This is a genomic window from Alistipes sp. AM16-43, assembly GCF_003435745.1.
GTDB classification, from domain to species: Bacteria; Bacteroidota; Bacteroidia; order Bacteroidales; family Rikenellaceae; genus Alistipes; species Alistipes onderdonkii.
On the sequence record NZ_QTUQ01000002.1, the window covers coordinates 24,741 to 44,349 of the forward strand.

Annotated in this window: 16 protein-coding genes; 7 read left to right on the plus strand and 9 right to left on the minus strand. The window is 60.8% G+C overall.

What is annotated here, in order from left to right; all coding sequences use genetic code 11:
• The first annotated feature begins 25 nt into the window (after positions 1-25).
• The 6 genes from proB (at position 26) to buk (ending at position 6,110) form a co-directional block, all read left to right on the plus strand.
• Positions 26-1,117: a glutamate 5-kinase gene (proB, locus tag DW189_RS03360; protein WP_117506884.1), complete on the plus strand. Its 1,092-nt coding sequence runs from the start codon at positions 26-28 to the stop codon at positions 1,115-1,117.
• Positions 1,118-1,123: 6 nt separating this feature from the next.
• Positions 1,124-2,374 carry a glutamate-5-semialdehyde dehydrogenase gene (locus DW189_RS03365; protein WP_117506885.1) on the plus strand — a complete coding sequence of 417 codons (1,251 nt, stop codon included), beginning with the start codon at positions 1,124-1,126 and terminating at the stop codon, positions 2,372-2,374.
• Positions 2,375-2,481: 107 nt separating this feature from the next.
• Positions 2,482-2,853: a fluoride efflux transporter CrcB gene (gene crcB / locus DW189_RS03370; protein ID WP_055204092.1), complete on the plus strand. Its 372-nt coding sequence runs from the start codon at positions 2,482-2,484 to the stop codon at positions 2,851-2,853.
• A gap of 12 nt (positions 2,854-2,865) precedes the next feature.
• Entirely contained in the window at positions 2,866-4,068 is a 1,203-nt protein-coding gene (locus DW189_RS03375) for an acetate/propionate family kinase (protein ID WP_018695021.1), read from the plus strand.
• A gap of 19 nt (positions 4,069-4,087) precedes the next feature.
• Positions 4,088-4,996 (plus strand): phosphate acyltransferase, encoded by a 909-nt coding sequence (locus DW189_RS03380; protein ID WP_117506886.1) that lies wholly within the window; start codon positions 4,088-4,090, stop codon positions 4,994-4,996.
• A gap of 46 nt (positions 4,997-5,042) precedes the next feature.
• Positions 5,043-6,110 carry a butyrate kinase gene (buk, locus tag DW189_RS03385; RefSeq protein WP_117506887.1) on the plus strand — a complete coding sequence of 356 codons (1,068 nt, stop codon included), beginning with the start codon at positions 5,043-5,045 and terminating at the stop codon, positions 6,108-6,110.
• A gap of 309 nt (positions 6,111-6,419) precedes the next feature.
• Here the strand turns inward: buk and DW189_RS03390 are convergent, their stop codons facing one another.
• The 3 genes from DW189_RS03390 to aroQ form a co-directional block, all read right to left on the minus strand.
• Positions 6,420-7,868 (minus strand): lipopolysaccharide biosynthesis protein, encoded by a 1,449-nt coding sequence (locus DW189_RS03390; protein ID WP_117506888.1) that lies wholly within the window; start codon positions 7,866-7,868, stop codon positions 6,420-6,422.
• Between the two features lie 3 nt (positions 7,869-7,871).
• A complete protein-coding gene (gene pyk, locus DW189_RS03395; RefSeq protein WP_022333310.1) occupies positions 7,872-9,347 on the minus strand; it encodes a pyruvate kinase in 1,476 nt (491 codons plus the stop codon).
• A 149-nt stretch (positions 9,348-9,496) separates the two neighbouring features.
• Complete coding sequence (aroQ, locus tag DW189_RS03400) at positions 9,497-9,925, minus strand: type II 3-dehydroquinate dehydratase (RefSeq protein WP_018695016.1); 429 nt, start codon at positions 9,923-9,925, stop codon at positions 9,497-9,499.
• Between the two features lie 263 nt (positions 9,926-10,188).
• On the opposite strand from aroQ, the gene thiL reads away from it, so the two are divergent.
• Positions 10,189-11,127 carry a thiamine-phosphate kinase gene (gene thiL, locus DW189_RS03405; RefSeq protein WP_117506889.1) on the plus strand — a complete coding sequence of 313 codons (939 nt, stop codon included), beginning with the start codon at positions 10,189-10,191 and terminating at the stop codon, positions 11,125-11,127.
• 133 nt (positions 11,128-11,260) lie between these two features.
• Here thiL and DW189_RS03410 read toward each other — a convergent pair whose 3' ends face one another.
• The 6 genes from DW189_RS03410 to DW189_RS03435 all read right to left on the minus strand — a co-directional run bounded on the left by DW189_RS03410 (position 11,261) and on the right by DW189_RS03435 (position 19,604).
• Positions 11,261-11,536 carry an FtsB family cell division protein gene (locus DW189_RS03410; protein ID WP_022333308.1) on the minus strand — a complete coding sequence of 92 codons (276 nt, stop codon included), beginning with the start codon at positions 11,534-11,536 and terminating at the stop codon, positions 11,261-11,263.
• A complete protein-coding gene (locus DW189_RS03415; protein WP_022333307.1) occupies positions 11,536-12,171 on the minus strand; it encodes a 7-carboxy-7-deazaguanine synthase QueE in 636 nt (211 codons plus the stop codon). Before DW189_RS03415 ends, DW189_RS03410 begins: the two co-directional genes overlap by 1 nt.
• A complete protein-coding gene (gene hpt, locus DW189_RS03420) occupies positions 12,172-12,714 on the minus strand; it encodes a hypoxanthine phosphoribosyltransferase (RefSeq protein WP_022333306.1) in 543 nt (180 codons plus the stop codon).
• Between the two features lie 215 nt (positions 12,715-12,929).
• Positions 12,930-15,254: a glycoside hydrolase family 3 N-terminal domain-containing protein gene (locus tag DW189_RS03425; protein WP_117506890.1), complete on the minus strand. Its 2,325-nt coding sequence runs from the start codon at positions 15,252-15,254 to the stop codon at positions 12,930-12,932.
• Between the two features lie 157 nt (positions 15,255-15,411).
• Complete coding sequence (locus DW189_RS03430; RefSeq protein WP_117506891.1) at positions 15,412-17,259, minus strand: beta-N-acetylhexosaminidase; 1,848 nt, start codon at positions 17,257-17,259, stop codon at positions 15,412-15,414.
• A 92-nt stretch (positions 17,260-17,351) separates the two neighbouring features.
• Positions 17,352-19,604: a glycosyl hydrolase family 28 protein gene (locus tag DW189_RS03435; RefSeq protein WP_117506892.1), complete on the minus strand. Its 2,253-nt coding sequence runs from the start codon at positions 19,602-19,604 to the stop codon at positions 17,352-17,354.
• Positions 19,605-19,609 lie beyond the last annotated feature (5 nt).

Genomic DNA, 19,609 nt, shown 5'->3' on the forward strand with positions numbered 1-19,609 from the left:
GCCATTCCCGGCGAATGAAACGCATATGGACACACAGAACAAATACCGGCGCATCGTCATCAAGGTGGGCAGCAACGTGCTGACGCGCGACGACGGCCGTCCCGACACCACCCGCATCTCAGCCCTGGTCGACCAGGTGGCCCGGCTCCACCGCGCGGGCACCGAGGTCATCCTGGTTTCGTCGGGAGCCGTGGCCTCGGGGCGCAGCATCCTCGGGCAACGCGCCGGGAAGCTCGATTCGGTCTCCGCACGGCAGCTCTTCTCCGCCGTGGGGCAGGTCAAGCTGCTCAACCGCTACTACGACCTCTTCAACGAATACGGCATCGTCTGCGGGCAGGTGCTCACCACCAAGGAGAGCCTCTCCACACGGCGGCAGTACCTCAACCAGCGCAACTGCATGGAGACGATGCTCGCCAACGGCGTACTGCCGATCGTCAACGAGAACGACACCATCTCGGTCACCGAACTGATGTTCACCGACAACGACGAGCTCTCGGGGCTCGTCGCGGCCATGATGAACGCCGAGGCGCTCATCATCCTGAGCAACATCGACGGCATCTACGACGGTTCGCCCGCCGACCCCGCGTCGCAGGTCATCCGCCGTGTGAAACCCTCGGAAGACCTCTCGCAGTACATCGACCCCGTACGCTCGTCGCGCGGCCGCGGCGGCATGGCCACCAAGAGCCGCGTCTCGTCGCGCGCCGCGGCTGAAGGCATCGAGGTCATCATCGCCAACGGCCGCCGCGACGGCATCCTCACCGACCTCGTACTGGCCGCAAAGGATGTGCCCTGCACCCGGTTCGAACCGGCTCCGAGGGCAGCCTCGGGCGTCAAGAAATGGATCGCCAGCAGCGAAGGCTTCGCCAAGGGCGTGCTGCGCATCGACCAGGGCGCCGCCGAAGCCGTCCGCGCCAGCAAGGCCGCCAGCATCCTCGCCGTGGGCGTCACAGCCGTCGAAGGCGACTTCGAGCGCGACGACCTGGTGCGCATCCTCGCCCCCGACGGGGCACAACTGGCCGTGGGACGCATCTCGTGCGACAGCGGCACCGCCCGCCGCAACATCGGACGCAAAGGGCTCAAGCCCCTCGTCCACTGCGATTACCTCTACCTGGAATAAACGATTATGGACTACGAATCCCTGTTCAAGGCCGCCCGGAAGGCCGGGACGGCGCTGACCGACGTCGAACCCGAACGCCTCGGCCGCATCCTGCAACACGCCGCAAGGCTCCTGCGCGGGCATACGCCCGCATTGCTCGAAGCCAACGCCCGCGACATCGAGGCCATGCCCGCCTCGTCGCCCATGCTCGACCGCCTGCAGCTGACCCCCGAACGCATCGACGCCATCGCCTCCGACATGGAGGCCGTTTCGCACCTGCGTTCGCCGCAGGGCGAGGAACTGGCGCGCTGGACGCGCCCCAACGGCATGACCATCGTCAAGCGCCGCGTACCGTTCGGCGTGGTCGGCATGGTCTGCGAAGCCCGCCCCAATGTCACGGCCGACATCTTCGCGCTCTGCGTCAAGACGGGCAACGCCTGCGTCCTGAAAGGGGGCAGCGACGCCCGCCATTCCAACGAGGCGATCGCGGCGCTGCTGCACGAAGCACTCGCAGCCGAGGGCATCGACGAAAACACCTTCACGCTGCTCCCCGCGGGGCACGAAGCCGTGGGGGCGCTGCTGGGCGCCGTGGGCTATGTCGACGTAGTCATCCCGCGCGGCGGGGCGGGGCTGATCCGCTTCGTCCGCGAGAACGCCCGCATCCCGGTCATAGAAACGGGCGCCGGCATCGTCCACACCTATTTCGACATCGACGGCGACCTCGAAAAGGGGCGTGCCGTGGTCTGCAACGCCAAGACGCGCCGCGTGAGCGTCTGCAACGCCCTCGACTGCCTGGTCGTCCACCGCGGACGCCTCGCAGACCTGCCCGGGCTGTGCGCACCACTGGCCGGGGCGCATGTGACGGTCTACGCCGACGAAGAGGCTTTCGCCGCCCTCGACGGGCACTACCCCGCCGGGTTGCTGGAGCATGCCGCCGAAGAGCATTTCGGCACCGAGTTCCTCGACTACAAACTGGCCGTCAAGACCGTCGCGTCGCTCGACGGGGCACTGGCGCATATCGCCCGCTACTCGTCGCGCCACAGCGAGGCCATCGTCACCGAAAACAAGCAGGCCGCCACGCAGTTCACGCGCAGCGTCGACGCCGCCTGCGTCTACGTCAACGTCTCGACCGCCTTCACCGACGGCGGGCAGTTCGGCTTCGGCGCCGAAGTGGGTATCTCGACGCAGAAACTCCACGCCCGCGGCCCGATGGGGCTGCCCGAACTCACGACCTACAAGTATATCGTCTCGGGCGACGGACAAATCCGCCAACCTTAAACCCCGATACGACAAAAAACCTCGAAAAAACGGCAGGAAAAATAACAATCCGTAAGCATTTTTTCTGTAAATTTGCATATCCTTAAAATTTGGTGTATATTTAACTTATGATTCGTGAACTTCTGGCCGTAGGATGCGGCGGCGCTGCCGGCAGCATCGTCCGGTATCTGCTTTCCGGCGGGATCATGGCGGGGCAGACGCTGCTGGGATTCCCGGCAGGTACGTTCACGGTCAATGCCGCGGGTTCGCTGCTGATCGGCATTCTGCTCGAAGCTACCAGCTCCGAGACACTCGGATGGCTGCTCATCGTGGGTTTCTGCGGCGGGTTCACCACTTTTTCGACCTTTTCGGCCGACGCGGTGCGCCTGCTGCGTGCGGAATGTTACACGGCGGCGGCGGCCTACGTGGGGCTGAGCGTGGCAGTATGCATTGTTTTTGCAGCCGCCGGCATGTGGATAGGAACGACATTTAGAAATTAACTATAAAGAGAAATGGTAATTTTGGTATTGAACTGCGGCAGCTCGTCGATCAAGTATCAGGTGATCGACATGGAAGCCGCATCGAGCAAACTGCTCGCGAAAGGAATCGTGGAACGCATCGGCCTGCCGGAAGGCGACCTCACCCATAAGCCCGTCGGCAAAGAACCGTTCGAGCTGCACCGTCCCATCCCCGACCACACCACCGGCATCAAGCTGGTGCTCGACGCACTGACCGACCCCGCACACGGCGTCATCGGCTCGCTCGACGAGGTGAAGGCCGTCGGCCACCGCGTGGCACACGGCGGCGAGTTCTTCCCCGAGAGCTGCATCGTGACCGAAGAGGTGAAATCCAAGATCCGTTCGCTGTTCGAAATCGCACCGCTGCACAACCCGGCCAACCTCGAAGGCGTGCTGTCGATCGAGAAAGTCCTGCCGGGCGTCCCGCAGGTCACCGTCTTCGACACCTCGTTCCACCAGACCATCCCGGCCGTAAACTACATGTACGCCCTGCCCCACGCCTATTACGACAAGTACCGCGTGCGCAAGTACGGCTTCCACGGCACCAGCCACAAATACGTGGCACAGACCGGCGCCCGGCTCGCGGGCCTCGACTTCGAGAATTCGAAGATCATCACCTGCCACATCGGCAACGGCGCATCGGTCACGGCCGTGCTCAACGGCAAGTCGCATGACACGTCGATGGGCTTCTCGCCCGTGGACGGGCTGGTGATGGGTACCCGCTGCGGCAACGTCGACCCCAGCGCCATCACCTTCATCGGCGAAAAGGAGGGCATGTCCTACGCCGAGGTGAACGAGATGATGAACAAGAAATCGGGCGTTTTGGGGCTCACCGACCTTTCGAGCGACATGCGCGACATCGACCGCGCCTACGACGAAGGGAACCCCCGCGCCATCCTCGCCCGCGATATGCACTACGGGCGCATCCGCAAATTCGTCGGGGAGTATGCCGCCGAAATGGGCGGCGTCGACCTGATCGTCTTCACGGGCGGCGTGGGCGAGAATTCGTGCGAGATGCGCGAGACGGTCTGCACGGGGCTCGAATTCATGGGCGTCGAGTTCGACCGCGCAGCCAACAAGGGCGCCCGCGGCGTGGACAAAATCCTTTCGAAACCCTCCTCGCGGGTCAAGGTCGCCGTCATCGCCACCGACGAGGAACTGGTCATCGCCACCGACACGTACAATCTGGTAAAATAAATAAAAGCAAAACACCACAATGATCCAACATCTTACAGAAATCGTCGACGAGGCGAGAAAAAGGGGTAAAAAACGGCTGGCCGTAGCCTACGGCCAGGATTCGCATACGCTGGAAGCCGTCTACGAAGCCTACAAGGAAGGTATCGTGGAGCCCACGCTGTTCGGCGAGAAGAAAGTCATCGAACAGGTATGCGCCGAAAACGACATCGACATCAAGGCATTCAACATCGTCGACGAGGCCAGCGACGTGAAATGCGTGCAGCAGGCCGTGGCCGCCGTCGTGGCAGGCAACGCCGACGTGCTGATGAAGGGACTGGTCTCGACCGACAAATACATGCGCGGCATCCTCAATAAGGAAGCCGGATTGTTCCCCCCGAAGGGCGTGCTGAGCCACGTGTCGATCGTCGAGATGCCCTGCTACCACAAGTTGCTCGTCATCTCCGACGTCGCGGTCATCCCGCTGCCCGATTTCAAACAGAAGATCAAGCAGATCGGATACCTGGCCAACGTTGCCAGCCTGCTGGGTATCGAAACTCCGAAGATCGCCTGCATCGCCCCCTCCGAGCAGTTGCTTCCCAGCGTCATTTCGTCGACCGAAGGCGCCCTGCTGGCCAAAATGGGCGACCGCGGACAGCTGGGCAACGTCATCATCGACGGCCCCCTGTCGCTCGACGTAGCACTCTACAAGGATGTCGCCGAGCACAAGAAAGTCAAAGGTTCGTCCGTAGCGGGCGACCCCGACTGCCTGCTTTTCCCCAACCTGGAGTCGGCCAACGTCTTCTTCAAGTCGGTTACGCACCTCTGCGGTGGCGAACTGGCCGCCATGGTCGCAGGCACGAAGGTGCCCTGCGTACTGACCTCGCGCGGCGACACGAGCAAGACCAAGCTCTACTCGATCGCCCTGGCCTGCCTGGCCGTAAAACAATAGGCACACACCTACACCAACCTACCAACTACTAACCGGAACCGAATTTATGGGCTTCAAAATCTTAGCGATAAATCCCGGCTCTACGTCCACCAAGGTCGCCCTCTATGACGAGGAGCGTCCTTCGCTGGATCTGACCCTGCGCCACACGGCCGAACAGATCGCACGTTACACCAACATCATCGACCAGTTGGGCTGGCGCCGGGAAATGATCCTCACCGCGCTGTCCGAACACGGGTTCGACATCATGCAGCTGTCGGCCGTCATCGGACGCGGCGGGCTCGTACGCCCCATCCCGGCCGGCGTATACGAAGTCAACGAAGCCATGCGGCGCGACCTGACGAACGCCACGATGGAACACGCCTCGAACCTCGGGGGGTTGCTGGCCGCCGAGATCGCCGCCATGGCGGGCGTCAAAGCCTACATCGCCGACCCGGTGGTCGTCGACGAGATGGAGGAGGTGGCACGCCTGAGCGGCCATCCCGACTGCCCGCGCAGGTCGATCTTCCACGCACTCAACCAGAAAGCCACGGCACGCCTGCACTGCGACCGCATCGGCATCGTCTACGAAAAGGCAAACCTCGTGGTCGCACACCTGGGCGGGGGCATCTCCGTCGCCGCGCACAAACAGGGACGTGTCGTCGACGTCAACAACGCGCTCGACGGCGACGGCCCCTTCGCACCCGAGCGGGCGGGCAGCCTGCCTGCGGGCGAATTCGCCGACCTTTGCTTCTCGGGGCGTTACACGCGCCGCGAAGTCCAGAAAATGCTGGCCGGCCAAGGCGGGCTCGTCGCGCACCTGGGCACCAATTCCATGATGCAGGTCTCGGAGCGTATCGCGCAGGGCGACGAAAAAGCCCGGCTCGTGGCCGAGGCCATGTGCTACGGCATCTCGAAGCAGATCGGCGCCATGGCCGCCGCCATGTGCGGCCGGGTCGACGCCGTCATCCTTACCGGGGGCATCGCCCACAACGAGTTCGTCGTGCGGTACATCGAACAGCACTGCTCGTTCATCGCCCCCGTTTCGGTCTACCCCGGCGAGAACGAACTCGAATCGCTGGTCGCCAACGCACTGGTCGTCCTCCGCGGCACCATCGTCCCGAAGGTCTACGCCTGACGGGCAAAGGAGCTGCGCACGCGATGGAGCCGCCCATGCGGCAGCAACCGCCAAGGCAGCAACTCCCGGACACCGCATACGCCGTGCAAAACGGCGAACCGCGCCGTAAACGGAACCGCGCGTCAAACAGCAACCGGGCTGCAAAACATAACCGCGCACCAAAGAACCTCACTGGCAAACAGGGAACACACTGCCAAACAGGTACCGCGCCGCAAAAGAAACGTCCGCCGGATCAATATCCGGCGGACGTTTTTCCTGTGTATATCCGGCAGTGACTGCCAGCCCCGGCAGCCGCACCCGGCAGCCGGCCTATTTGCGGATGAACTGGCGCCTGGCCAGTGCGACCACCTCGCGGAAGGCTTCGAGCCGGAACAGTGCAGAAAGCAGGACGTAGCTGACCACGCCCGCGGCGACTTCGGCCAGCAACCGCAACAACGCATTGCCCGGCACCGCCAGTGCCGTAAGCCGCACGACGGCGTACATCGCCCCGGCCACGAGCAGCGTCGGCAATACCGTGCGCACGAAGCGTCCTGCACCGAACGACGTGAAACGGGTCGTGGCGAAGAAGTTGATCGCCATCTCGCAGAAGGCGATCACCACCTGACCCCAGATGACGGCCTGGACGCTGACCGGAATCGTCACGGTGAACACCACCGACATCATCGCTTTCTTGGCGACCTCCAGTTTTACGATCAGCGCACCGCCGCTCTTGACTTTCAACACATTGTAGGCCACCAATCCCAGCGGGTAAAAAAGCCCGGCCAGACATACCGCTTCGAAATAAGGCACCGTCGCCATCCACTCCCCGCCCAGGAAGACGGCGAACATGTCCTCGGCGATGGCCGACAGGCCGAGCATCACGGGGAACATGGCATAGGCCACGACCATGACGATCTGCCGGTAACTTTCGGCCAGTTTCGGCGCGTCGTCCTTGATCTTGGCCAGCGCCGGGAATGTCACGCTCTGCACGGCCTGCATGGCCGAAGTCGCCGGCTGGTCTTTCAGCTTGACGGCCTGCTCGTACGAGCCGAGTGTCTCCTGCGGATAGAGTTTCCCGAGAAATATCTGGGGCACCTTGTTATAGAGGGTCGAGATGAAATCGGTAGCCAGCAGGCTGAAACTGTACGGCGCCATTTCGCACAGCGGCCGCCGGCTGCACTTCCCGCAGGGACGCCAGTCGCTCAGCCACCACAGCAGCAAGGCCCGCACCGAGGCCTGCAATACGCGCTGCACCACGATGCACCAGATCCCGAACCCGGCCAATGCGAGGCCGATGGCCACCATCCCGGCGATGAACCACGAGGCGAAGGTGACCTTCGAGAGCAGTGCGAAGCGGAATGTCCGGACAAAAATCGTATTCTGGATCGCACATGCGGCGCTCAGCGGCAGTTGGAGGAAGAATACCGGTGCTATCCGCGTGATTTCCGGCATGTCGTAGAACCGCGCGATGCTCCCCGCCAGCGCTACCAGCACCCCGTAAAGCACGAGCGCAACCCCGACGTTGAAGGCGAAGACCGATTTGTAATCGTCGGCCGTAGGTGACCCCTTGCGGATCAGCGCCTGCGAAAAGCCGCTGTCGGCAATCACGATCGCCACGGCAAGGAAGGCCGTCGGGATCGCGATCACACCCATGATGGCGGGGTTCAGAAGCCGCAGGATCGTAAGGCTCACGGCCAGCTGGAGAAGCATCGTACCGACTTTCTCGGCCATGCTCCACGCCACGCCGCTGGCTACCTTATCCCTGAGCTGCCCGTCCACCGCCTAAGATTTTTGCGCGGCAACGATCTCTTCGTTACGCTTGCGGATATTGAGGATGTTGGCGATCTCGACGTACGACGCACCGCCGTCGGGGCCGAAACTGCCGCCCACGATTGCCAGCAGGTCTTGCCCGTCGAGCTTCTGGTGCTGTTCGATGACCTCCAGCGCGTCGATCAGGAAGTGGTACCTGTCCTTCAGCTCCTGGTTGCGCAGGATCGGCACCACGCCGTACGACAGGGCCAGGATACGCTGTGCATGCAGCTGATAGCATACGGCCATCACGGTTTTCTGCCCGCGGAATGCCGCCAGGTAACGGCCCGTACGGCCGGTCTTGGTATCGAGCACCACATATTTTATCGGCAGGTTGGTCGAGGCACGCACGGCCGAACGTGCCAGCTGCGCCGTGATCTCGTGGTTCACCGAGACCATGTCCATGTCGATCATCGGTTTGAAATGCGTCTCGTCACGCTCGATCTCGCGGGCGATGCGGGCCATCGTTTCCACCGATTCCACGGGAAAGTCGCCCATCGCCGTCTCGTCGCTCAGCATCACGGCGTCCACGCGCTCGTAAATGGCACTCGCCACGTCGCTCACCTCGGCGCGCGTCGGACGCGGGCTCTTGACCATCGAATAGAGCATCTGAGTGGCGATAATCACCGGACGCTTGGCGCAGATGCACTTCTCGACGATACGCCGCTGGGTATTGGGAATCGCCTCGGCGGGAAGCTCCACGCCCAGGTCGCCGCGCGCCACCATGATGCCGTACGACGCTTCGATGATCTCGTCGATGTTGTCGAGCCCCTCGCGGTTCTCGATCTTCGAGATGATCTTGATCTTGCTGCCGTGGGCATCGAGGATGTCCTGCACGGCTTTGATGTCCCTGGCGCTGCGCACGAACGAATGTGCGATGAAGTCCACGTCGTTCTTCACGGCCCACTCGATAAACCGGCGGTCTTTCTCCGTCACCGAAGGCAGGTTGATCGACACCGACGGCACGTTGACGCTCTTGCGCGAACGCATGGCGCCGCCCACGACGAATTCGCAGATCAGCTCCTCGGCGGTCTTTTCCACAACACGGATCTCCAGCTCGCCATCGGCGATGAGCATCCGCGCCCCGACGGGTATGTCATCCACGATGTTGGGGACGTTCATGTAAACCACCTTGCGGGTCGTCTTGTCGCTGCCGTCCGAGCCGCGCACGGCGACACGGTCGCCCGGCCGGAAATTGATGCTGTTGCCGTACTCGTCGGCGATCGTCGTGACACGGATTTCGGGGCCCTTCGTATCTATCATGATCGGGATAGCCGGGTTAACGCGGTGTACGGTCTCGACAATATGCGTAGCGCCCTCTTCCGAGACATGCGCCGAATTGACACGAACCACGTCCATACCGGCATCGAAAAGGTTTTTCACGAACTCTTCGGTGCAACGGAAATCCGACATTGTTGCGACGATCTTGGTTTTTTTCATTCTATACATAAAAGTATGATGCTAAAATATTAGTATTTCGACATTTTACGTTACGCCCGGTGCCGCTCCTGCACACGCTCTGCGCGGACAGCCCCGGGGAACTTCCGCACGCCCTCCCCTACCGGGCCGGGGAATGGGCCGCTCCGGGAACCCGGGGCTCACTCCCTGCCGCGGAGCAACAGGGCCTCGACGCCCAGCCGGTAGGAATCCAGCCCGAAACCCATGATCGAGCCCACGGCCACGGGAGCCAGGAGCGAGACGTGGCGGAACTCCTCGCGCGCGAGGATCGACGAAATGTGCACCTCGACGACCGGCACCGACACCGCCGACACCGCATCGCGCAGCGCCACCGACGTATGGGTATATCCGCCGGCATTGAGCACCACACCGTCGTAGGTACCGTCGGCCTGCTGTACGGCGTCGATCAGCTCGCCTTCGAGGTTGGACTGGAAATAACCGAACCCGACGGCCGGATAGAGTGCTTCGAGCTCCCCGAAAAAGGTTTCGAAAGTCCGGGTGCCGTAGACCCCGGTATCGCGCCGCCCCTGCAAATTGAGGTTCGGGCCGTTGAGAATCAATATCTTCATCTTCGAGACTGTTTGACACGCACGGCACACCCGGGCGCAATCCGCAGGCAAAGATAGTGATTTTAAAGAATTTTTAATACCTTTGTTCGACATCGCCCGTTAAATAATGATTTCAAACGCCGCCCACGCCCCTGCCGCGGTTCGCACAGGCTTCGTTCCCGTCCCCAGGCGGGGACTCCGCCCCCGGGGCGGCAGCCGCACGTGAAAAACCCGAAAACCCGCACCGGCCGGCGGGGCGCCGCGGCCGGACACACCCGAGAACCATGACCGAATTCGGATTCATAGACCACATAAAAGAACTCTTCGCCGCCCTGCCCGACAACGGGTTCGAAGGGATCGGCGACGATTGCGCCGTGCTCCCCGTCGGGGAGGGCGAATCGCTGGTCTTCACGACCGACATGCTCGCCGAAGGCGTCCATTTCCTGCGTTCCGCAACTTCGCCCCGCGAACTGGGGCGCAAATCCCTTGCCGTAAACCTGAGCGATGTCGCTTCGATGGGCGCCCGCCCGGTGGCCACCCTGCTGTCGCTGTCGCTCCCGACCGACACGGCCGGCACATGGGCCGAAGAGTTCATGCTCGGCTACCGGGAACTCTCCGAAGCGTTCGGCGTCACGCTCGCCGGGGGCGACACGACCCGCTCGGCGGCAGGCATCACGATCAATGTCACGGCCATCGGCCGCATCGCCGACGCACACATCAAGCGCCGCAGCGGGGCACGCCCCGGCGACGCGATACTCGTCGCCGGAGAACTCGGACTTTCGGGCGCCGGACTGCATGACATCCTCGCCGGACGCTACGACACCCCCGCCGCCGCAGCCCACCGCAACCCGCTGCCCCAGGTGGCCGAAGGCATCTGGCTCGGCGCACGCTCCGAAGTACACGCCATGATGGACCTCTCGGACGGGCTGGCCTCGGACATCCGCCACATCATGGAGCGCTCGGGGGTAGGCGCCGCGATCGACATCGGCCGTATCCCCCTCGCCCAAGGGGCAGACGTCGAAACAGCCGCCTGCGGGGGCGAGGATTACAAGCTCCTGCTCACGGCCGACGCGGCGGCCGCCGACAGGCTCGCCGCCGATTTCCGCGCACGCTTCGGCACGCCGCTCCACCCCGTCGGCCGCATCACGGGCAGCGGCAAATTGGAGTGGCTCGAAAACGGCCGGCCCCGGGCCCTGGACTGGCACGGGTTCACGCATTACTGACCGGGTGTTGGCAACGGCCACCACCCCGGATTTACCGGGCAGGCGGAAAACGGCCGCATCCCGGCAGGCACGGCTGTAACACAAAAAAACGGCAGCCCGCCGGGTCGCCGTCAAGTCATACGGATCGGAAAAATCACTCCTTGATGATGTATACATGCTCGTCGCTGCGCTGCATGTGATAGTTCTCGCGGGCATACTCCTCCAGATAGTCGTCGTAGCGCAGGCGCTCCAGCAGCGTGCTGTCCTGTTCGATCCTGGCCCGGTAAAACTCCCGTTCCCGCTCCAGGGCGTTGATCTGCCGCTTGATCTTCACTGCATGCAAAAGGTTCCGCCCCACCACAAACAACGTGACGACGACGATGACCGCCGTGGCGGCGATCCAGAACTTTTTGCCTACTTCGAAGCCCATTAGGGTATGTGCATGTATTTATGAGTCTGGATCGAGATATTCCATTTCGGATGCGCCTTCGCATACTCGACGATCGCGGGCATCATGCGTTCCGCAACGCTCCACTCGGGTTGCAGGTAGAGGATGCACCCGGCTCCCACCCGTGCGGCATTGCGCTCGGCCCATTCGAAATCGGCCTCGTCCCCGACGATCACCTTCAGTTCGTGCGCCTTCCCGAACGCTTCGTCCAGCGGCGGTTGCTGCCGCTTGGGCGACAGGCACACCCAGTCGAAATACCCCGAGAAGGGGTGCGTCCCCGACGTTTCGAGGAATATCTCCAGCCCCTTGGCGTGCAGTGTTTCGGTCAGCACCCCCAGCGGATAAAGCAGCGGTTCGCCGCCCGTGATGACGATCGCCTGCGCAGGACATGCCGTAGCACGGTCGATCACCGTCCGTACGTCGGTCGGGGGATAGAGCCTGGGGTTCCACGTGTATTTGGCGTCGCACCAGCGGCATCCCACGTCGCATCCGCCCAGGCGGATGAAATAGGCGGGTTTCCCGGCATGGAAGCCCTCGCCCTGGATCGTGTAGAAATCTTCGACCAGGGGCAGCTTGCGCCCGCCGTCGAGCTGTTCGATATCGGTCTTCAGAGCCATCTATTCGGTAACCACGTAAATATCCTTCAGGCTGCGTCCCAACTGGTCGTAGTCCAGGCCGTAGCCCACGATGAACTCGTTGCCGATCTCCATGGCGCGGTACTTGATCGGCAGTTGCTTGCGGTAGGAACCCGGTTTGAAAAAAAGCGTGCAGACCTCGATGCTCGCGGGATTATGCGACTTCAGCTCGCCGATCATGTGCTCGATGCTCTCGCCCGTGTCGACGATGTCCTCGACGATGATCACATGGCGGCCTTCGATGCTGTTGTTCAGCCCGATCAGGTTCTTCACGCACCCCGTCGAGCAAGTACCTTCGTACGAGGCCAGCTTCACGAACGACAGCTCGTTGTTGAACTCGATTTTCTTGATCAGGTCGCTCATGAACATGAACGAGCCGTTCAGTACGCCCACGAACAACGGCGTCTCCTTGTCGCGGTAGTCCTCGTTGATGCGGCAGGCTACGGCGGCCACGGCCTCGTCGATCTTGGCGGCGGGGATCATGATCCTGAACTTTTTGTCGTGAAGTTTGATGATATCCTCCATTTCAGTTACGGTTATTTGTGCAAAAATAACTATTTGCCTGCAAGAAACGAACGATTCCGACAAAAATAATCCGAAATAATGCGAATCCCCCAAAGGCTGTTGCCCGTTTCCGAGCCGGCAGCAGGCCGGATCGACAACACATAATTCCGGCAGGAGGCAAGAAAAAACCGTCCCATGCAGTGAGGACGGCCTTTCAATATTACACCTAATCGTACTTACGGGATATTGGGTGTATCCCAGACTTTGGTTTGCGTGCAACTGATCCGAAGCGTTTCACTGCCGCAGCGCATCCTGAATTCCCCCTCCTCGAGCCTCCAGCAGCCGTCGTGCCCGACGAAGGCCAGGTCGCTGGCCGGAACAGCGAACGTCACCGTGCGGGATTCGCCCGGTTCGAGCGCAACCTTCTCGAAATCACGCAGGCGGATTACATCCGGTGTAAGGCTGGCGACCAGGTCGCTCGAATAGAGCATCACGGCCTCCTTGCCGGCCACTTTACCGACGTTGGTCACATCGACCGTAAAGGTCAGCACATCGTCGGCACCGAACATGCGGCGGTCGACACCGAAATTGCTATATGCAAATTCCGTATAGCTCAGCCCATGCCCGAACGGCCACTGCACATCCATCACGGCGTCGTAATTGTATTCGCCCGTCATGGCTGCCATATTCTCGCAGGGCTTATAGTCGTAAGTCGCCAATGCACCGACCATGCGCGGATAAGTGAACGGCAATCGGGCGCTGAAATTTGCATCTCCCGCAAGCAGGTCGGCCAGGGCATCGCCGCCGTAATTGCCCGGCAGCAGGATGTCGACCACGGCCTGCGCAAGCGGCTCGATATCGCCTATGACGCGCGGGCGGCCTTCATTGAGGATCAGCACAAGCGGCTTCCCGGTCGCTGCAAGGGCCCGCACCAGCTCCTTCTGGTTCTGAGAAAGGTTCAGGTCATCCATGTTACCAGGCGTTTCGCAGTAGGAATTTTCGCCTATACAGGCAATAATCACATCGGCTCCGGCCGCCGCTGATACGGCCTTGTCGATCCCTGTCACGCACTCTTCCTGCCAGTTGTCATAGCGGGGCGGCGCATACTCCACACCGGGGACATAGTCCACATGGTCGAATTTATTGCGTAAAGCCTCATAAATGGTATTGTAGTCCCCGGCAAATTCGTCACAGCGGTCGCCCTGCCACGAATACGACCATCCTCCGTTGAGGCAGCGCATCGAATTGGCATTCGGCCCCGCGAGCAGTATCCGTGCAGACCGCTCCAGCGGCAACAGGCCGCCTTCGTTCTTGAGCAGTACCTCCGACTCCACGGCAGCCTGCAATGCCACGGCAGCATATTCGTCACTGGCGAATTCCGGGAAATCGCCGGTATTCCAAAACGGTTTTTCGAAAAGGCCGAGGCGGAATTTCAGGCGCAGCACACGGCTCACCGCATCGTCGATGCGCTCCATGGAGACCTGCCCCTCCTCGACAAGTTCCCTGAGATAGATACAGAAATCCCAACTCGACGGTACCATAGCCATGTCGATACCGGCATTGACCGCAATGCGCACGGCATCCTTACGGCTCGCGGCAATATGGTCGCGCTCGCAAAGGTTGTAGATGTCATTCCAGTCCGTCACGATCAGACCGTCCCAGTTGAGTTCCTCCTTGACCCATCCCGTGAGCAACTCCCGGTCTGCATGGAACGGCATACCGCCGTTGCTGGCCGAGTTGACCATCAGCGACAGCGCCCCGGCCCGAATGCACTCCATAAAAGGAGCGAAATACTTCTCCCTCAACACATTTCGAGTCACCGAAGAGGGTGTGCGATCCTTGCCCGACACGGGTACGCCATAGGCCATGAAATGCTTGATGCAGGCCGCGACATGACGGTCGTCGACACGGTTGGGATCATCCCCCTGGAATCCGAGCACCGACGCCACGGCCATCTGCGAATTGACGTAAGTGTCCTCGCCGTAACTCTCCCACATGCGCGGCCAGCGCGGATCGCGCCCCAGATCCATGACCGGGGCAAAGGTCCACGGTATCGCACATGCCCGGGTCTCATAAGCCGAAATTTCGGAGCATCTGCGCATGAGTCCGCGATTGAACGACGCCCCCATATTGATGCCCTGCGGAAAGAGGGTCGCCCCCTGCGTATAGGATGCGCCGTGAATCTGGTCTACCCCATAGATACAGGGAATCCCCAGTTCGTCGAGCGAACGTTGCTGGATGCAATTGATAAACCTGGCCCACACCTCACGGGGCTGCCCCACGCCGAAGGGAATATTCAGGATCGACCCAACCTTATAGCGGCCGATCACCGTATCGAGCAGCGCCTCGCTCAGCTCCGGATGCTGCGGGTCGCTCTCATCGATGAGCACACCGGCCGTCAGCTGGCACATCTGCCCGATCTTCTCTTCGAGGGTCATTTTTCTAAGCAATTCTTCGATGCGGGCTTCTATTTCCTTATCGGGTGCTATGGCCGGGGGTATCCGGGTACATGCGGCCAGTCCGCCCAGCAAGCCCAGAAACAAAATCGGAATTTTTTTCATTTCTATTTTTGATATTCGGTTTTCTGGTATATCCACTCAAGGTCTTTTCTGAACCGGCACCTGCCCCGAATCCGTACCGGCAACGCAAATACCACAGGTACAAACCCCGGAGGCCATGCTGTCCGGGTTCCGGCACGAGAGAATCAGGGGGGGGGCATCAGCGGTTCGTCGAAGCATATACCTCGGGAGTTTCGAGATAGGCATAATAATTCTCCACATTATGGCACGCATCGACATAGAGCCCGGCAATGCTGCCGGCAGGTTTCCCTCCGACAAACAGGGCCGCCTTCACGGTCGTCCCGGCCTCCACGACGAACGGGCCGGAGTAGATGTCCGACCCGGCCGTCGGGTCGCTGCCGTCGAGCGTATAACGCACTTCGGCCGGATATTTTTCCGTATCCAGCGTAACCCGGGCCTTGCGGCCCTCCCTGACGATGCGTGCCGTGATCTCGACATCGTTGCTAAGCGTGAAGGCATTGATCCCACGGGCAAGCAAGCGGGGGATCTGGCTATTGACACGACGGCGGAAGTCCGCCCACAGACGGCGCTCCCGGGGTGTCCATCCCAATTCGGCAATGGCGAGCAGGCGCGGAAACATCATGTATTCCAAATGCTCGGGAGTACCTATGAACTCGGCCCATGTGCATCCCTGCACCCCGATAATATGCGATGCAGCATTCGGGCGGATGTGCTCGACCGAATCCGGGGCCACATATTCGCCTTTAACAAGCGACTCGTTGGCCGCAGCCCTTTCGGGCGTATCGGGGACAGGTTCGAAGCTGTACATTTTCTTGATGGGTGAGAATCCGCTCATCGCCCGCGGCTGCGTGTGCGGATTAGCCTGGTACCAGTCGAAATAGATGATTTCGCCCGGAGACATGACCGCGTCGTACCCGCGGTTGGCGGCTTCGATAGCCCCCCTCTGTCCGCGGTACGAAATCGCAACGGACGTAGGCCGCAGATTGTTCCGCAGTATCTCGTCCCACCCGACCATCATCCGACCGTGTTCGGCAAGGAATTTTTCGGCATGTTCGATCAGGTAACACTGCACTTCGTCCAGACCACCCAGCTCCTTGGCGAGCAACTGGCATTTGGGGCAGGTTTTCCAGGCGGCCTTGCGGGCTTCGTCGCCGCCGATGTGTATCCGCCGGGAAGGAAAAAGCTCCATAACCTCGGTCAGCACACCGTCCATGAATTCGAAAGTTGCGGGATTGCCCACGCAGAATTCGCCGCTCGTATAGGGCTTTCCGCTGCAACACAATTCCGGATAGCCGATAAAAACCTCGTCGGAGTGCGCCGGGAATTCAATCTCGGGAATCACCTCGATATAACGGGCCGCAGCATAAGCCACGATCTGCCGGATGTCATCCTTCGTATAATAACCGCCATAGGCCCCGGGCGTCCCCTCCGGAACGTAGCGTCTGTCGCCGAATTCCCACCACTTGAGCCAGTCGGCCTCCGTCCGGAAAGCTCCGAGCCGGGTCAGCAAAGGGTACCTGTCGATCTGAATGCGCCAGCCACCGTTGTCGGTCAGGTGCAGGTGGAAGACATTAAGCTTGTAACGTGCCATTTCATCGAGTATCTTGAAAACCTCTTCTTTGGCAAAGAAATGGCGCGAAACGTCGAGATGGATACCCCGGTAGCCGAAACGCGGATTATCGGTAATCTTCACACACGGGATACCTTTTGCCGTGAGCAGCTGCAGCAGCGTCTGCCGGGCATAGAACAGCCCGGCGGAGTCGGCCGCGGTGATCCGGATGCCGTCGCTGCGGACTTCGAGCCCATACCCCTCGCGTGAAAGGTTCGGCGAAGAGGCATCGAGTTCACAGACGACCCTGCCGTCGGCGACACCCCGGGCGAAAGACACGCTGTCGGTCTGGAAATAGCCGCCGGTAAAGGTCATCTCCGCGGGCAGGGGAACAAGGTCTGCACCTGGCTGCGGATCGTGGCATGCCACCGCAAAAAGCAGGCTCGCGGCAACGGAAATCTCTGAAATGATTCTCATATACGGAATAGAAATTAATACTCCTTGCCGGGGAGCCCGGACAACCGGGCTCCGCCGGAAAGAGCAGAAATGAATAAAATGGATTGAATGTACTATTTGAACGATATCCAGGTGTGTTCCCAAGGCTCGCTCGAAGCATCTTTCAGGACGATCTCCTTGCCGAAGGAGGTGATCTTGCGCGAATTATAGATCAGGTTGTCGAAATCTATACTCGTATAGGTATTGTTGACATTTACCTGCGAGGGCTGGCACCCGAGCCCGTCGAGGATCGTCACATTGCGGAAGACCACATTCTTCATCTCGCAGGACTCGCCTTTGTTGACCTGGCTGGTATAGATCGGGGTGCCCGAAGAATGGATATTGTCCACCACGCAGTCTTCGAAGAGCACGTTGTCGATCAGCGCCGGCCCTCCGGCCTCCGAAAAATCGCCCAGTTCCTGCATAATGGCGAGCGCCTGTCCGCGGGCAGCCTCCAGCACGGTACAGTTGCGGATCTCGATATTGCGGATATCGCCCGATGCCCACCATACGTTGCCGCACTCGGGGCCCACGACGATGCCGCGGGCATAGTCGCCCCAGATGATGCAGTTGGTGATTCTGATGTCGTGGACATTGCCATAGGGATCGGCATTGGAACGCACCTTGAGCGTGATGCAATCGTCGTAAGCACGCAACATGCAATCGTTGATCGTGGCCCCGGTGACCGTACACAGGTCGATACCGTCGCCGTTGAGATCCCAGTGGATCATATTGATGTTTTCAATGGCCACGTTATCGGTATTCATGACGCGCAGGCACCAACTCGGGGCATCGATCATCGTAACGCCTTCGATCCGGAAGTCCGTATAGCCGCCCTCGTGTTTGTTCCCCTGCACGTCGATCATCACATCGGCGTTGGAAAACTCCTCGCCCCAATGGCGCATCTTCTCGCCGGAGATGACGCCCCGGCCTGCAATCGTCACGCCGTTGCCCCTGACCTGTATGTTCTGCGGATAGAGCACCGCCCCTTCGTCGACATAGAGCGTTTGCCCCTCGGTCAGGACGATAATGCCTTCCGTATGCTCACCGGGGCCATAGTAGCTCACATTGCCGCCCGACACCGCAGGCTTCCGTGTATCGGGACGGCTCGGCATGAGGAACAGGTTGTGGTAGCGGTCGCCGTCGAACTCGACCGACACCTTGCGTTTCTCATACGCCGGGAGCGTGAATTCGACCGTATTGCTGCTGGCGTTCTCCCTGGTCGTAATCCCGTACGCCGACGGACGTACGGCCACACGCGAAAATCCGCTGCGTTTTTCGACCTTCACACGCACGGCATCCGCAAAATCGTGGGTAAAGAGCGCATAACACATCGTATCGCGCAGTTTTTTGGAGTTGTCCCAGTCGTTCCATATTTCCTCGTGATGGTTCGGGGAGTCGGAACAAAGAGCATTCCGCACCTCGACGGTCTGCCAGCGGCGATCCTTGAGCACATAGACGTTGTAATAGGGATTCGCGTCCCTGAACTTGTCGTCGCCCGGCAGCACCGGGAAGAATTCGCCTTTCGTCAATTCACCGTCCTGCTCACCGTAGGCCGCAACCCGGTAGGCCACATCGTACGTGAACTCCTCTTCCAGTTTCGAGAAGTCTATCTCCAGGTCGATCGTCTGCCCCGCAGCGACCCCCTCCCGCAGCATCATGTAACCGTCCGCTTCCGAATTGGGAAACCTGACCTTGAACCCCAGTTTCCAGGCCGAGGCCTGTCGGGCCATCGGAAAGACGTTGAACTCCGCCCCCGCGCGGCCTACTTCGACCTGTTTTTCCAACGCCTCACCGGAAGGTTCGGTCTTTCCCGAAGCGATGTAGAGCGCATCGGTCATACGCGGAAGCGTGAGTACGACGGATCGCAGCGTATCGGGGGCATTTACCAGTACCACCTTCACGGACGAGGTAAGCGGTTTGAGCGTAAAACCCTTGCTTATCTGCTGCCGCGTCGCGCATTGCATCCAGATCGCAGGGATTTCGGCGTCGATATCCTCCACACGCAGGATATACTCGGTCGAGTGCGCCCCGGTGGAGGTGTTCGTAAACGAGAGGTTGTCCTGCGAGGCGAATGCGAGCGCCGTCGCCCGGTTGCCGGATGTTTCGATCCCCCGCAGGGCGGCCTGGCTGGGAGCCATTTCCACCTCCGTACAGCGGTTGTCGTCGAAGCAGAAGATAGCCTGCGGCCAGGAGGCGATCCCGTCAGGAGTATAGCCGCCCTGGGTATTGTAATCGGGATTGAAGGCAAACGTATCGTCCTCGGCGCAGGATGCCGAACAGAAGATCGCCGCAAACGCGAATGTCGCCCAAATCTTGTTTTTCATCGTAT